This is a genomic window from Rhizobium terricola (assembly GCF_012927355.1).
Classification (GTDB): domain Bacteria; phylum Pseudomonadota; class Alphaproteobacteria; order Rhizobiales; family Rhizobiaceae; genus Allorhizobium; species Allorhizobium terricola.
This window is the reverse complement of the sequence record NZ_JABBGK010000002.1, coordinates 884732-899318: the sequence shown is the minus strand read 5'-3', so window position 1 is coordinate 899318 and position 14587 is coordinate 884732. Positions and strand designations below refer to the sequence as shown.

General features: G+C 60.8%; 17 protein-coding genes and 1 tRNA gene. 15 read left to right on the top strand and 3 right to left on the bottom strand.

Annotated features, from left to right (window positions below; translation table 11 throughout):
• The first annotated feature begins 56 nt into the window (after positions 1 to 56).
• The 7 genes from HHL25_RS14210 (at position 57) to HHL25_RS14180 (ending at position 7231) form a co-directional block, all read left to right on the top strand.
• Positions 57 to 1958: a serine/threonine-protein kinase gene (locus HHL25_RS14210; RefSeq protein WP_169592128.1), complete on the top strand. Its 1902-nt coding sequence runs from the start codon at positions 57 to 59 to the stop codon at positions 1956 to 1958.
• Positions 1955 to 3733, top strand: a complete 1779-nt coding sequence (locus HHL25_RS14205) for a trypsin-like peptidase domain-containing protein (protein WP_169592124.1) — start codon at positions 1955 to 1957, stop codon at positions 3731 to 3733. Before HHL25_RS14210 ends, HHL25_RS14205 begins: the two co-directional genes overlap by 4 nt.
• Positions 3734 to 4025: 292 nt before the next feature.
• Entirely contained in the window at positions 4026 to 5366 is a 1341-nt protein-coding gene (locus HHL25_RS14200; RefSeq protein ID WP_169592121.1) for a hypothetical protein, read from the top strand.
• A gap of 50 nt (positions 5367 to 5416) precedes the next feature.
• The gene (locus tag HHL25_RS14195; protein WP_169592118.1) at positions 5417 to 6031 is read left to right on the top strand and encodes a winged helix-turn-helix domain-containing protein; all 615 of its coding nucleotides are present in this window, start codon (positions 5417 to 5419) and stop codon (positions 6029 to 6031) included.
• A gap of 121 nt (positions 6032 to 6152) precedes the next feature.
• Entirely contained in the window at positions 6153 to 6377 is a 225-nt protein-coding gene (locus HHL25_RS14190; protein ID WP_169592115.1) for a hypothetical protein, read from the top strand.
• 247 nt (positions 6378 to 6624) lie between these two features.
• Positions 6625 to 6831, top strand: coding sequence for a hypothetical protein (locus tag HHL25_RS14185; protein WP_169592113.1), 207 nt, complete (start codon positions 6625 to 6627; stop codon positions 6829 to 6831).
• Positions 6797 to 7231, top strand: a complete 435-nt coding sequence (locus HHL25_RS14180) for a hypothetical protein (RefSeq protein WP_169592111.1) — start codon at positions 6797 to 6799, stop codon at positions 7229 to 7231. Before HHL25_RS14185 ends, HHL25_RS14180 begins: the two co-directional genes overlap by 35 nt.
• 132 nt (positions 7232 to 7363) lie before the next feature.
• Here the strand turns inward: HHL25_RS14180 and HHL25_RS14175 are convergent, their stop codons facing one another.
• Both HHL25_RS14175 and HHL25_RS14170 read right to left on the bottom strand, forming a co-directional pair.
• Entirely contained in the window at positions 7364 to 7798 is a 435-nt protein-coding gene (locus tag HHL25_RS14175; protein ID WP_169592108.1) for a hypothetical protein, read from the bottom strand.
• Complete coding sequence (locus HHL25_RS14170) at positions 7798 to 8154, bottom strand: Arc family DNA-binding protein (protein ID WP_169592106.1); 357 nt, start codon at positions 8152 to 8154, stop codon at positions 7798 to 7800. Before HHL25_RS14170 ends, HHL25_RS14175 begins: the two co-directional genes overlap by 1 nt.
• An 88-nt stretch (positions 8155 to 8242) precedes the next feature.
• Here HHL25_RS14170 and HHL25_RS14165 point away from each other — a divergent pair, with 88 nt between their 5' ends.
• The 7 genes from HHL25_RS14165 to HHL25_RS14135 all read left to right on the top strand — a co-directional run bounded on the left by HHL25_RS14165 (position 8243) and on the right by HHL25_RS14135 (position 13933).
• The gene (locus tag HHL25_RS14165) at positions 8243 to 8407 is read left to right on the top strand and encodes an Arc family DNA-binding protein (protein WP_169592103.1); all 165 of its coding nucleotides are present in this window, start codon (positions 8243 to 8245) and stop codon (positions 8405 to 8407) included.
• 126 nt (positions 8408 to 8533) lie between these two features.
• A complete protein-coding gene (locus HHL25_RS14160) occupies positions 8534 to 9394 on the top strand; it encodes a hypothetical protein (protein WP_169592100.1) in 861 nt (286 codons plus the stop codon).
• A 138-nt stretch (positions 9395 to 9532) separates the two neighbouring features.
• Positions 9533 to 9946, top strand: coding sequence for a hypothetical protein (locus HHL25_RS14155; protein ID WP_169592097.1), 414 nt, complete (start codon positions 9533 to 9535; stop codon positions 9944 to 9946).
• A gap of 42 nt (positions 9947 to 9988) precedes the next feature.
• Positions 9989 to 10531: a hypothetical protein gene (locus HHL25_RS14150; RefSeq protein ID WP_169592094.1), complete on the top strand. Its 543-nt coding sequence runs from the start codon at positions 9989 to 9991 to the stop codon at positions 10529 to 10531.
• 10 nt (positions 10532 to 10541) lie between these two features.
• Positions 10542 to 12533, top strand: a complete 1992-nt coding sequence (locus HHL25_RS14145) for a head maturation protease, ClpP-related (RefSeq protein ID WP_169592090.1) — start codon at positions 10542 to 10544, stop codon at positions 12531 to 12533.
• A 123-nt stretch (positions 12534 to 12656) separates the two neighbouring features.
• Positions 12657 to 12842 carry a hypothetical protein gene (locus tag HHL25_RS14140; protein WP_169592086.1) on the top strand — a complete coding sequence of 62 codons (186 nt, stop codon included), beginning with the start codon at positions 12657 to 12659 and terminating at the stop codon, positions 12840 to 12842.
• A complete protein-coding gene (locus HHL25_RS14135) occupies positions 12839 to 13933 on the top strand; it encodes a tyrosine-type recombinase/integrase (RefSeq protein WP_169592082.1) in 1095 nt (364 codons plus the stop codon). The genes HHL25_RS14140 and HHL25_RS14135 overlap by 4 nt, the downstream gene beginning before the upstream one ends.
• A 30-nt stretch (positions 13934 to 13963) precedes the next feature.
• On the opposite strand, the gene HHL25_RS14130 is transcribed toward HHL25_RS14135, so the two are convergent.
• Positions 13964 to 14053: transfer RNA gene (locus HHL25_RS14130), tRNA-Ser, on the bottom strand.
• Between the two features lie 188 nt (positions 14054 to 14241).
• On the opposite strand from HHL25_RS14130, the gene HHL25_RS14125 reads away from it, so the two are divergent.
• Complete coding sequence (locus HHL25_RS14125; RefSeq protein ID WP_169592928.1) at positions 14242 to 14559, top strand: hypothetical protein; 318 nt, start codon at positions 14242 to 14244, stop codon at positions 14557 to 14559.
• Positions 14560 to 14587 lie beyond the last annotated feature (28 nt).

The following is a 14587-nucleotide window of genomic DNA, read 5'->3' as shown; positions in this document are numbered from 1 at the left end:
GCGTGTTCTGCATCGGCCGGCCTGGCCGGGCGGGATCATGCAGAGGGGTGGGATCGATGAACCGTCAGGGGGACGGCCAGACGGGCTCGGAAGCACGAGCCCGCAGTCTTCTGGTGCGCCTGGACGACTTTGAGGATGCAGGGGGCATTGCCGATGAGGCTGACCACCTGCTGCAGGCCCCCCCGTTACCGGTCGTCGCGGAGATCCTGTCTCGCCTGGCCCGCGGCCTCGCGCTCCACAGGCTTGATCGCACGGAGGCCGCACTGCGCGACCTGCACTGGGCGGCGCTTCGGTCCGAGTTGGAGAGCCGATCAGACCTTGTCATCCGCGCCAATGCGGCGATCGCAAGCCTGCATGCCTGGCGGGGGCGCTTCGATGAGGCACTGACCCATCTGGCGCTCGCTCTCGCAGAGGCGGCGTCCTGCGAAGACCGGGCCGCGGTTGCGGGGCTTTGCGGAGACTGCGGCCGAATCCATCTGGAGGCCGGTCAGGCAGGGGCCGCCCGTGCATTTTTCCGGAAACAGGCGAAGCTCCTCGACGCCTCGGCCTCCCCGCGCGACCACTTGCGCTGTCGCCTGGGGCTCATCGAGACCGAGATCGAAAGCGGTGCCCTTGAAGAGGCCCAGGCCCTTATTTCCGAGTTGACGGATGCGGACACCGGTGGGTCTCCCTATCTCGCCTTTCGTGTCGCGAAGGCAAGGGCGCGTCTCGCCTTCGAACGCGGACGGAACGCCGAAGCCCGTCAGATCGCGACAGACGCGATTGCCCGTATCGAACCCGCGCCGGGAAGTTACGAGGTGATCATGCTGGAGGCGATCGTTGCCTCGGCCGACGCGCGTGACGGCCGGGCTGCCGCCGAGCCGGTCCTCGCGCGCCTTGCGGATCTCCTTTCGGAACGACGGCTCATCGCCCCCGCGATTGATCTGCGCCTGGAGCAGGCGCGGTTGCTGGCCGATCTTTCGCGCGAGGGCGAAGCGCTTGCCGCGGTGGGCAAGGCGCTCGCTGCCGCTGTCGCGTCCGGTTCGGTTGCCCTGGAGCGCAAGGTCAGGGAGACCCTGGCGCTCATCGGCCCCGCTTCGGGTCTCGGCATCGATACCCGGCGTGACGCCGCGATGTTAGCCGCGGAAGGCTACATCCTGATCGAGCGGCTGGGGCGCGGTGGCTTCGCCACGGTCTTCCGGGCCTTCGATCTCGTCCGAGGACGAGAAGTGGCGCTGAAGCGTTTTCACCTTCCGGATCACTACGATCAGGACATGCGGCGATCGGCGATCGAGACCGCCCGCGCGGAACTGGATGCGACCCAAGGCTTCCATCATCCCGGCGTCGCGCGCGCACTGGCCTTCGCCATCGACCGCGACGGTTCGCCCTATTTGGCGCAGGAACTGGTCGAGGGCGACAGTGTCGCCGACTTGGTTGCCGCGCAATCCCTGGCGCTCCGGGAGGGTATGCTGCTCGTAGGGCGCATCGCCCAGGTGCTGTCGGCCCTCCACGGTTACGGCCTCGTCCACCGCGACTTGAAGCCCGCCAATATTCTCTGTCGATCAACTGGAGAGCCGGTTCTTGTCGATTTCGGCCTTGCCACGCTCGCGGGAATGCAGGGTATCCTCGGCGGAACCGAGGCTTATGCCGCGCCAGAGCAGCAGCAGGGTGAACCGGCCGGCCCGGCTGCCGATTGCTTCGCGCTTGGCGTCATGGCGGTGGAAATCCTGACCGGCATGCGCCCCGCAGGTCTTGAGGATCGGGTGCGTCTCTGGCCCTTCGGCCAGCACGATCCCTTGGGGCCGGCGGTCGCCCAGCGTCTCGTCGAACGCGGCGTCGACCTCGCCATCCGTGATCTTCTCGGCGCGCTTCTGTCCCCCGACCCGTCGGAAAGGCCGGCAGCCGAAGCGGTCGCACAGTCCTTCATGGCTGCTGCGGCAACACCCACTCCCAACAGCAAAGCAGGATCTCCTTCATGACCCTTAGGATCGAGATTGTCAGCGGCCCCGGCGCGGGAACGGTTCATATCTTCGAAGACGATGTCGACGTCGTCGAGATCGGACGCGACACCGCGCACTGTCGCGTGACCTTTCCGGCGGACTTCACCAGCGTCGGGCGCCGGCATGTCGCCATCCGCAACAGCGGTGGGCACTACGGGCTGGAAACCAACCTGCGCAATCCGGTGCTGATCGACGGGCGCGAGCCTTTCGACGGCGAACCGCTGGAGGGTGTGCATGTCTTGCAGCTGGGCGAGGGCGGACCTTCGCTGAAAGTCACGACGAGCATCGACAGCGCGCTGCCGGAAACACGCATCGGCACGGCCATGCTTTCCCCCTCCCAGGAAACCCGTCGATCGGCCGGACGTCTGCGCCTGGCGCTCTGGGCGACCCTGGTTCTGGTCTTCGTTCTCGCCGGCTTCGGCGGCTGGCTCTATGTCGAGCGCGAGCGGGAAAGCCGCCAGGTCGCGGAATTGGTGGCCAAGCTCGAAAAGGTGGAGAACACCGAGGTCATCGCCCCTTCGGTTCTGCGTGATGTGGCCAAGTCCGTCTATCTGGTCCTGATGCTGTCGCCGGACAGCTCGGAAACACCTGTCGGCACGGCCTGGGTTTATGATGGTGGCGTGCTCGCCACCAACGCCCATGTGGCGGCCGCCTTCAATCAACGGACTCCTGGCGACACCATGATCGTGCGTTCGTCCGTCTCGCCCTACAACACCCTCCGTGTAGAGACCGTGGCTGTCCATCCGGACTATGAGCGCTTCACCCAGGCATGGGAGAAGTTCAAGCCGTTCCGGTCCGTGGGCGGTGATGTCGAGGTGCTCGATGCGCCGGGCGAGGGGTATGACGTGGCACTGCTCTACATAGAGCCGGGCAGCGATCTCGGGCCTCCACTGACGGTCGCCGATGCATCCGAAATCGACGCCCTGCAGGCCGGTGATGCCGTCGCCTATGCCGGCTTCCCCATGGAAAAGCTTGCATCCGGCGGCACCAACCCGGTCGCCCCCGTTCCACAGATCCAGTTGGGAAATGTTACGGCGCTGAGCGACTATTTTCTTCTCCCGGTCATTCCGGCGGAACGCTATCTGATCCAGCACTCGATCCCCGCGACGGGCGGGGCGAGCGGCAGCCCGATGGTCAATCGCAAGGGCCATGTCGTCGGCCTGATTTCCGGGATCAACATCATCCAGACCGAAGACGGTGCGCGTGCGCCGAACGCGGTCAATATCAACTTCGCCCAGCGGGCCGATCTTCTGGTCGAATTGCCGGATGGGCCGTCGGCCGAACGTCATGCGCTGCGGGAACTCGCCTGGAACATGGGTTTCTCGACCTACAAGGATCCGATGGAAGCGATCCCGCAAAAGGTGCTGAGCGAGTGGCTGGCCGCCAATCCCGATGCCAAGGCCGGTGACGTGAAGCCGGTCATGGAGGAGGAACTCGTCCTTCCGTTCGACGAGGGTGAGGAGATCTTCTTTCGCCGCTTCGGCGATGCGCTGGTCGAGCCCGGACGTTACCTGATCCTCGCGCTTTCTCCGAGCCGCAGCGATATCGACTTGTCCATCTTCTCCGGAGAGGAGGAAGAGGCGAGCGACAAGGCCCTCGACTGGTATCCGAGCCTCATCGCGACCAAGGAAGATTCCTCGCCGCTCGACGTCATCCTGTCCTCCGGCGCGCAGGAGGAGGCACCCGACGCGATGATCCGCATCTGGCGCATGCCACTCGCCGCGGAAGACGCAGCGTCGACTGGCGACGGTTAGGCGCCGGATCATGCGAGGGTCAGGGTGAGGGCTGTCGGGGAGCCCAGGACAAACAGTCCTGCGCCTTCGGGCCGCTTTCCAAGCGAGCCAAACCATGCCGTGACGCCGCAGCTCAAGAGCGAAGCGGGTACGATTTCTTCCGAAGCGTCAGTGATTTGCAAGGATATGGCGGACAGGGAGGTTCTGTTGACCGCCTTATTTGCCAAAGACTTAGCCCTCCTAACCGTCACTTTCTGGCTATTGAAATCGTTGGAAAAATCGACGCCTCTCCCAACCTGATCGAGGTGCTGTCATGAGCATCCGGATCATGTCGATGGTATGGAGCAAGGCGCCCGTTCAAGGCGGCGAACTTCTCCTGTTGCAGGCCCTCGCGGACAACGCCGACGATCGCGGCACGGCCTATCCCGGCATCCCATATCTGGCCACCAAGGCGCGGATGAGCGAGCGAAACACACAGCGCTGCCTTCGCGCGCTGGAGCGCTCCGGCCTGATCAGGATCATGCCGAACGCAGGACCGAGCGGAACGAACAAGTACAAGATTGACGTCGAAAAGCTGGACGCTTTCCCGGATCTCTTTGCACAGTGCGACGCGCTCAAAAGGGGTGACAAATTGGCACCCCCGACAAATTGTCACCGGGTGACAAATCCGGCGGAAGGGGTGACAAATTCGGCGCCAGGGGGTGACGTGGGCGTCACCCTAACCGTCATAGAACCATCAAAGGAACCTCTCAGTGCGCATGCGCGCACACGAGAGAGCGATTCCCGAAATATTTCTGAAGAAAATGTTTTCGACGGAAACGGTTCTGAAAAAAGGTCCCAGACGCGGACCATTTCTGAAACCGTCGATGGCGACGACAGTTCTCGCGAGGCGAGCAAGTCTGATCAGAGAGCCTTCCGGCGTCTCGTCAAAAACTGGCCCGGCTTCGAAGGGCTGTCACTCTCCAAGGCCGAACGTGAATGGTTCGCTCTGAGCGAGGAGGAGCGAACCGCAGCAGCCGGGAAGCGCGACGCATGGATCTCGATGCTCCGAAGGAATGGCAAGGATCACACACCAGTGCCGTCGACCTATCTCCGGGAAAGGCTCTGGGAGAGCGTGCCAGACGAGGCCGATGCTTCCACCTGCAAGGTGGCCGCACCTTTCGGCAAAGCGTGGATGGTCGGCGTCCTTGCCGAGCTGAGCAAGCCTCACGCGCCACTGCCTCCTGCGCCCGCCTTTCTGGCGAAGCAGATCGAGCAGGGAACGGCGATCGGCATGAGCGAGCAGCGCAACCGTCTGGCGCTCTATGGGTGGCCGAAAGTGAACTTCATGTTCCACCAGGCGCTGGAGGGCAAAGGCTCAACAGTGGCGGCCGAGCTGTCGGCGACACTGCCGGAGATGGAAGCCCTCGCCGTCGACTCCGCCGCCTTCCACGAATGGCAAATCCACTTCACTGAGAAGGGGTGGCCATGGCTGAAGCTGCCGAGCGCTGTGAAGTACGTCTGGTTTCCGAAGGGAGGGCCGACCGAGGTGGCGAATTTAGCCACCACCCCCACCCCCCTTGCGGGTCCTTCCCAGGCACCCACCCCAAGCGGGCCGGGACGACCCCGCGCCTCCGCTAGTGACAGCCCAAAAAATGCTGACCTGACGACCTGACTAAATACCTGACAACATTACACTACCTGACAAAGATCGGCAAGGTGAACATGAGTGAGATAGAACCGGAAGGCCTTTGGGTGACGATCGCCGAACTGGCACGCCTCAAGGGCATCTCACGCCAGTCGGCTTCCGAGCGGGTCGACCGCCTCGAGCACAGCGGTCATCTGACGACCAGGCGGCAAGGTCGGTCCCGGCTCGTCGAGCTGGCCAGCTATGACCACGCAATCGGTCGGGCTGGAGATGCGGCGCGGGAGATCGGCACGGAGATGCGTCGCGGCTCATCGACCACAGCTCCGACAGCAGCCCTACGGGACGCTCAGACCGACCGCGCTCACTACGACGCGAAGTTGAAGGCGCTCGACTTCGCGGAGCGCACTCGGCAGGTCGTCCCGGTCAAGGGAGACCACGGCCTCGAAACGGCGCTGATCAAGGTCAGCGAAACGATAATCCGCGACATAGGCGCGCCGATGTCCTGGATATCCGAGGTCCACGAAGCCGCGCTGAAGGGAGAGCCGCAGCTCCGCCGCGTCCTTCAGGAGAAGGTGCGCGGGCTCCGGGCCGACGTCGCAAAACACCTGCTGGCGATCGCTGCAGAAGCCGCCACGGCTGAAGAGGCCGGAATCGAAATCGACATCCACTTCGAAGAGAGGATCACCCCATGACAACGACAACCACCAGGCTATCGCGCCGCTACGAGGTTCCGGGCATGGAGCCGTTCGACACGATCGTTCTGCGGGAACCGACCTTCGGCGATCTTTACGTTGCGGTGCGACGGCCGAGCAGATGGCGAAGCTTGGCGGACAGATCAAGGACATGGCAACCGAGATCCCGGTGTCGATCGACGAGATCGACACCGCCTTCGATCGTGGCGCCGCCGCCGCCGGCATTCCCCTCGACGAGCTGAAGGACCTCGCGAAGCTGCACGCACGCGGGCCGATGCAGCTTATGCCCAGGCGACGCGGCAGGTCGGCGACGGTCGGTCGGCCAGCCGGATCTTGGCATAGGTAGGCAGCTTTGCAGGTGGCAATTTGACCACCATTGAGTTGATTGATGCCGGTGCCCACAATTCGTTCATAAATTTTTGAGACGATTTTTCCTCGGGCAAGCTTCGAACACTATGATGTGCATGAAGTTGTATTTACGTGCTGGTCAAATTCGTGAGCAGCAAATTCGCCTCATCAAAAGTGGCTATTGCGGGCAGAGTCCCTATATGCCACTTATGAAAAAAACAAAAAGCAGGACAGGAGGTTCTGTAATGAGCAACACAGTCAGGATTGATCGTCATGCGTTCCGTAAGGGTGTGGAAGATCTGATGACGCTCGCGCCGCTTCGCGCCGCTGTCAGTGGTGCGTTCGTTACGGAAAAGCGGTCTGACAAAACCACGGTGGTCTCGCAATCGAAGCGCGAATCTGCGACAACTGCGCATCATGGTCGAAATTCTACCGCCGAAAAAAACAGATGACGGAAATGAGGGTGGATCCCAGAATGGGAACCACCTTCTGATCAATCATTTGCATTATTATGCGAATGACCTAGCCGAGCTACGAAAGCTCGCGGAAGTTGATCCAGACCTAGCGAAAGCTGTCGTGGCGCAACGCGATGAAGAAAACAAGCGTATCGTCGGCAGTTATAACCTGGGCCTCGTGCTCGCGGCACTGCTTCTGGCCGTAACGCTGGCCGCCCTGACCTCCCTCATTATCTTCGCTGGCATCGTGGCAACGCTCGTTTGTGCGGTGGGGCTCCTGAGTTGCGCGCTGTTCATGCGCGTCATTCTCACCGGAGAGTGGTCGGACACATCTTGGCTCGGGAAAGTGATCAACTACTTGGTCAAGCTGCTGGGTGGAAGCACCGACGAGACCTAGTGTCAGCGCTCTGGCAACCGCGGAGATTCCGCAGTCGGTGGATCAAATTGACCACGTCAGAACTGGGGAAATTCCCCAGTTGCCGTTTCTGGCTTCCGGAAAGTTAGAGGTTATCGGCACCCAGAAATGGGGCTATCGTGGATCTGTTTCGGTCCATGGGTAAGCGTGTACTGGCTTGTACTCAGCGTTGCACTCTGGACACTTGTATATGATCATCCCTTTAAAGCGAGTAAGGCGATACAGCCGACTGGAATTCTGTTCGCATCGAGGGCAGAACGGCACTCCCTTTGGTTTTCCGCTTTCGTGGGTTTCATATCTGAACCCGTCGACTTCGACCAACTTGGTGCGCAGCTCGAACTTGGCCCGCAGTTCGTGTATCTCCTGATCCTTCTCGCGTAGAGCCATCTGCGCGTCAGATAGCGCCATTTTGACATCGGCGAGGGATGAGTAGAGCTCGGCCATTTTCGCCTTGTACTCTGCCGTGTCGAGGCCCTTGTCGATCTCGCGTAAATCCTTGACCAGACCGATTGCCTGGCCTGCTATTGCCAGTGCTGCCGCGATGTCCATCAGTCTCGCCCCTCCTTGGCCACGCGATCTGCTGCTCTCGGTCGCTCGCGCTCGCGGCTGCGCTGGATCTCGTCGAATTGCTTGCGCAGCTCCTCGGGCGATCCGCCGACGTCGGCACGGAAGAGGAAGACGTATTCGGCCAGAAGCCTTTCCAGGCGCCCGCGCTCTTCACGAAGGTCCGCCAGCAGGTCGGTGCTTGGCATGCCTTCTGCGGTGCCGTCGATCGAGGCCTGAAGGCGGGCTAATATCTCAGCGTTCATCGAGCGATTGTTGCGCGCTGCCGCGGTTTCAATCGCGTCCTTGATCTCCGGCGTCATCCGGAGCTTGAACTGTGGATCTGTCTGTTTTGGCGGCATAGGCCATGGATGCACCATTTAGGTACTTGACGCAATCGGACCTATAAGGTACCTACCAAAAATGAACCTAATAGGTACATGGTGGGCCATGAAACAGTTCAAGCTGACGATACCAACTGAGATCAAGGAATGGCTCGCCGACAGGGCGGAGCGGAATCTCCGCTCGCAGAGCGCTGAGATCATCCTGGCATTGCGCGAGAAGATGGAACGCGAGGCGACCGCGCGTGGCAGCGAGAATATCTGCAAAGCCTAGCGGGGATATCGGGGAAATCTAGGGCCCGATCCATTCCAGAAATCAGATCTTAGCCGTTGCCCCTGAAAGCGCAGGCCGGGGCAGGGCGGAGCCTTGCCTGCGATTTCCACAAAAGGAGTGACTGACATGATTGCCAAGAAAATCGAAGAGAGCAACGAGGCCGGTTCGATCTTGGGCGCTGCGGCACGCTTGATGGGGGCCGTCACTGAGCGGCCGCACGGAGATACCGCCAACGATCTGCTGGCGGCGATCAGTGCCTATTATGAGGGTATGGAAGCGTTCAATCAAAATGATCTCATCGACAATGATGAGATCCAGGCACTTGCTGCCGTCACCTACGAACCACCGACTGAGGCATTGCAGCAATGGTCTGTACCCGCTCGCAACCATGAAGAAGCTGTTGCAGCGCTGAGGCTGGCCACAGTGGAGTTAGATCGGGGTGATGATTCAGTTGTCGAGCCAATGGTGAAGGCCGCTTTTCATTTCTTCGACGGCAAGCAAGCGGCCCAACAGCAAGCCCCGAGCATCTTATCGCTGGAGCCATCCGCGGACTTCGATTTTGCATTGAAGGCCCTATCGTACCTGGAGACGAGGAAAGACGAGGCTTGGTCACAAATCTGCGTTTATGAAAATGAGTGCCACGACGGCCGCTTTCGAGGCGATTTCGAGGGGTGGAAAGAATGGGCGAAAAGTACTCCTCACCCATTCCTTCAATGGCAGTATGAGACGCTAAGCGATCTGGCGATTGCCTTGGAAAAATTCGTCTGTGCCCGCGAGAGCCAATCTGTCGGCGACCTGGTGGCGAAAATGCAGCTCAATGCCTTGTGGATAAGGGATGATATGGGCGAGGTCATCGAAAATTATTCGGAAGAATCTTGCCTCTTGATCAAGAGCATCCTGCCGCTGGTTGAGCGGCTGACCGCGAACAAGGCAGAAGGGGCTGCGAAGGGGAGGGCACCGCTAACGGACGCCGCGAGAAAGCCCTGAGCGCCTAGCGGCGATATCGGGGAAACCTCACACCTCGACGACCAATGAACATCAGATTTCAGCCGATGCCCCTCGAAAACGCAGGTCGGGGCAGGGGCGAAGCCTTGTCTGCAAACAACCGACACAAGGAGAACGAACATGACGCAGTACAACATCAGCGACGTCGCCATTGCGATCAAAGAAGGCGAGAAGGTCGACGACCTTTCACCAATCTACTGGGCATGCAGGGAGAGCGCCGGAATTGCCAGCATGATGGCGCTGAGCCTGAACGACATGATTGAGGGGTGTGTCGGCGAGCCTCAGGTCAGCGAACGCCTTCGGGATCTGGAGCAGGCAGCAAACCTGATGCGGAAGCGCCTCGACGCGGTGCTGGATGCAATCGACCATGCGGAGATGCGGGTGCGGGCCAGCATTGAAGCTATGGAGGCCCCGGCTGCCGACCTGGCACGCGTTGCCGAGGCGATGCAGGCGGCGGAGGGGAAAGCGCCTAGCGACCGAGGGCAGAGAACATCGCGAATTTCTGGGCGTATTGACACCCACATACATCAATGAGATTATGGGTGTAAATACCGCCACACTTTAGAGGATTCTCTGATGTACAACCGCAAGCAACTTTGCCTCCTTGCTGGGATGGATCTCGACGCGTTCAAACAGGCGCAACGCGTCGACCCGAAGACTGGTCTGGATGATTTGCCCTTCCTGTCGCATGACGGCTACGGCGATGATCAGGGCGACGCCGGGCGAAAGACCTACGCACGCTACACCGCCAATGATGTCTTGCTGGTGGCCTGCGCTGTTCAGCTCGCCGCAGGTGGTGGATACGTCAGTAAGGCCATGAGCTTCGCCAACGCCTCGAAAATCATGAGCAACCAGCGGGCGGATGCGCGGGCTGCGGTAGTTCGCACCTGGGAGACCCGGAAGCTGCACTTCGTTGGCTACGCGGCGATGCATGATCTCGGCGGTGCCAACGTTTGCGGGACGCTGTCGCAGATCGAGGATCGGCTTCAGCTCACTGATGAGCATGATTTCGAAAAGCTCTACCTCATCGCTCCTGCGGTCGTCGTTCGCTCGATCGAGAAGCGGGCGAATGAGCACTCGATCGAGTGGCATAAATCCGCTGTTGTTGGTCCGGTCTGAGGGTTCACCCATGAACCAGCTCATCAAGAACGGCGAACTTCATCTGTATGGCACGGTCGGCGGCGACCTGTCCTGGGATGAAGATGGCATCAAGACCACGGGCTTCACCGATGAGCAGGTGATCGATGCGCTGGGCGAGATGCAGGGCGACGTCGCAGTGAGGCTCAATTCAGGCGGTGGCATCGCCTTTCAAGGCATCGCCATCTACAACGCGCTGCGCGAGCACTCGGGCAAGGTGACGGTCTACGTTGACGCCCTCGCTGCCTCTGCTGCGTCGGTCATCGCAATGGCAGGCGACCGCGTGGTGATGCGCGCGGGCGCGCTCATGATGATCCACAACCCCGGCACCATCACAATCGGCACCGCTGAGGATCATCGGAAATCCATTCAGGCGCTGGAGCAGATCGCAGAAGCTGCAGCAGACATCTACGCAGGGAAGAGCGGCGCAAGCCGCCGAGAGATCCTGCGGATGATGCAGGACGAAAGCTGGCTTCGCGGGGCTGCTGCGAAGTCGCTCGGCTTTGCCGACGAGATCGACGAGGGCGGGGAAGAAATGGCCGCGCCTGCCTTCAAGTATTCGCTTTTCAAGAATGCCCCTCCCGAACTGCTGACGGCGGTCGGGCGTGGTCGCGGCCCCGTTTCCACCCAGCCGGAAAAGCCGGCGGCACGAAAGGAACCTGTTATGACACAGCAGTCTATCGCAAAGGATGCGACCAACGAAATCTTCGCTCGCTGCCGTTCGGCAAAGCTCAGCATGGACGAGACGGAGAAGGTTATCGCCGAGGCCAAGGGCGACTCCGACAAGGCCCGCGACATCATCATCAATATGCTCGCCGATCGGAGCGGCCCTGAGATCATCGGCCATCTGCCGAGCGCGGCGCTCAGTGGCGCGACGCGCAGCCCGCAGATCGAGAAGCAGATCGAAGATGCGATGGTCATCCAGATGGGCGGCCGTATCGACGCTGGTGGCGAGAACCCCTTCATCGGCCGCTCTGTCATGGAAAACGTCCGCGCCTACCATGACAGTCTGGGGATCTCTACGCGGGGTATGAGCGACCTGGCGGTCGCCGATATGGTGATGGGTGTCAGCCGCCTCGGCGGCGTCGGCTCTCGGATGACGGGAGGGATGCACGCCACCTCGGACTTCCCGAGCTTGATGGGCAGCGCCCTCTATCGGTTCATCTCTCAGCGTTTCGGCCAGTACGCGTCGCCGCTGAAGCAGATGTCTATCAAGCGCAACCTCGCTGACTTCCGAAAGCACAACTACATTCGTCCTGGCGAGTCGCCGGAGCTCGAAGAAGTCATCGAGGGCGGTGATGTGAAGTACGGCACACTTGAGGAGGAGGCCAACGGCCTGACGCTCAAGACCTACGCGAAGATCTTCGCCATCAGTCGTCAGGCTCTGATCAACGACGATCTCTCCGCACTGGCGAGCGCTGCTGTCGTCTTCGCGGACGGGGCCCGGAAGCTCGAAAACAAGAAGTTCTGGGAGCTGCTATCGGCAAACAGCCTCGCCGGGGCGACTATGGATGACGGCCTGCCATTCTTCCACGCGGACCATGGGAACATCCACACCACGGGTGCCGCTATCTCAGTCGAGTCTCTGACTATCGCTCGGCAGGGAATGCGGCTCCAGAAGGATGTCAACAAGACGGGCAACGCGGGTGTCACGCCTGCGATCATTCTGGTTGGTCCGAAGCAGGAAACCGCCGCGGAGCAGTTGGTGGCGCAGATCACCGCCGCGAAGGCATCCGACGCGAACCCCTTTGCCGGCAAGCTCACCGTCGCGGTCGAGAACCAGTACGAGGGCACGGACTGGTGGCTGTTCGCCGATCCACAGGACGTTCCTGCCTTCCAGCACGGTTATCTTGGTGGCGCGGAAGGCCCGCAGCTCCAGCAGCGTGACGGCTGGAACACCCTCGGCGTCGAGTATCGGTGCGTTCTCGACTTCGGCTGCGCGCCGTTCGAGTACCGCGCTGGCTACAAGATGAAGGGCTTATAGGAGGAAGAATTCGGCCAGCAAAGGAGCGCGCTGGCCGATAGTCGCCTGTCATGAGCAGGCGCAGCGGCGGTGCCCGGGACTGATCTCCGACGGGCATCGCCATTTTCTTCTAGTGAGGCGACCATGGCCAAGACATCAACGTTCAAGCAGATCGACGCGAAGCGTCTTTTGGCAGCGGCATTGAGCGCTGGTTTTGAGACGGCGACCGTTGTCATTCACCCCGACGGCCGCATCGAGGTTTCGGCATCAATTGCCGATCAGCAAGATTCGAGACCCGCAAACACCTGGGACGAGGTCCTTCGCAGATGAAGCCCAAGCGCCGCAACGGACTGCCGAAGTATTGCTCGCTGGTGATCGATCGGCACAAAAAACGGCGCATCAGGTTCCGGACGCGTGGCGTCGACACCTACCTTCCGTTCCCTCCTGTCGGAGCCGAATTCGAGAAGGCTTATGCGGCAGCTCTCGCTGGCGTAACAGAGTGGCGGGCCAACATCGGCGTGCTCAGAACGCGCGCGGGTTCATTTGATGCCTTGGCGGTCTCCTATTATCGCTCGCCTGCCTTCCAGGGACTTCGTGACAGCACCAAACAGACTTACCGCCGCATCATCGAGAATTTTCGGGAAGAGCATGGCTCTCGATTGTTGCGGGATCTCAGGCGAGAGCACGTCAAGGCACTGATCGGCGACATGGCGGATCGGCCTCAAGCGGCCAATCGGCTCCTCTCCTTACTGAAAATCATGCTCGAGCATGCCCTGGACAACGGCTGGATTGCCGTCAATCCGGCGAGCGGGGTCAAGGGGTTTTCCAAGAAGACGAAGGGCTTCCATACGTGGACGGACGGGGAGATTGCCGCTTACGAGCTGCGGCACCCTGAGGGAACGAAAGCGCATCTGGCGCTCACGCTTCTGCTCTACACAGCCCAGCGCCGCAGCGACGTGGTCGTGATGGGCTGGGAGAAGATCAAGGGTAGATACATCGAGGTCAAGCAGGTGAAGACCGACGCGGAACTGGATCTGTTCATGCTTCCAGCCCTCACCGACGCGATCCGTGGACTTCCCCGAGATAAACCGACCTTCCTCACCACCGACTTTGGAAAACCATTCACGCCTGCCGGCTTCGGCAACTGGTTCCGTGATCGCTGCAACGAGGCTGGGCTTGCTCACTGTTCGGCTCACGGGCTTCGCAAAGCTGCGGCGCGACGGATGGCTGAGGGCGGAATGAGTGGTGACATCATCAAGGCGGTGACGGGGCACACGGACCTGAAACAGGTCTCAGTCTACACAGCCGCAGCAAATCAAGCGGCGCTGGCAGAGAAGGGGCTCAAGGCCATCGCCGGGAAGAAAAAGCGAACGAATTCTGACCAACCTTTGCGAAAAGTTGGACAATCGAAAGGTGAATAAGATGAAAAATCAACATCTTGTTGAATTGAATGGCGGACAGGGAGGGATTCGAACCCTCGGTACGCTTTCACGTACACACGCGTTCCAGGCGTGCGCCTTAAACCACTCGGCCACCTGTCCGTAAGATCCGAAGCCTCTGTCGTCGAAGCGGTCGGTCGGGCGCGATATATAACGAGGATTTCCGCCCGATCAACCGAAATCTGACGGTTTTTTGACTTGTCCGCGCAAAAGCCTATCTATTACCTGTGTCTGTGGGGCCGAACGGTCGGTCGCGGCGTCTCGGCAATGGAAGTGCGGTGAAGTAAATGGTGCGGTTCGTGTTCCGTCTGGCGAGTTTTGCGGCGCTGTGCCTCGGCGTCATTGCCGCGACGATGGATTCGATCGCCTCCGTCTCTGCGTCCCAGTATGTACTCACGACGTTTCGCTATGCCTGGATGAAGGTCGAGCCGGCATCGCTGGTGTCCTTTCGCGCGCTTGTCGAGGAGCGTCTCGGAGCCGTTGCCTGGCAGGTTCTCGATCGTTGGTTCTTTCCGCAGCCGGCTTTTGCCGTCTTCCTGATCGCCGCCCTGCTGCTCTGGATGATCGGTTACCGGAAGCCGTCGCCTGCCGGACGTTTTGCCGCCTGAGCCCCGGTTGCCGCAATCAGCCGTCCTG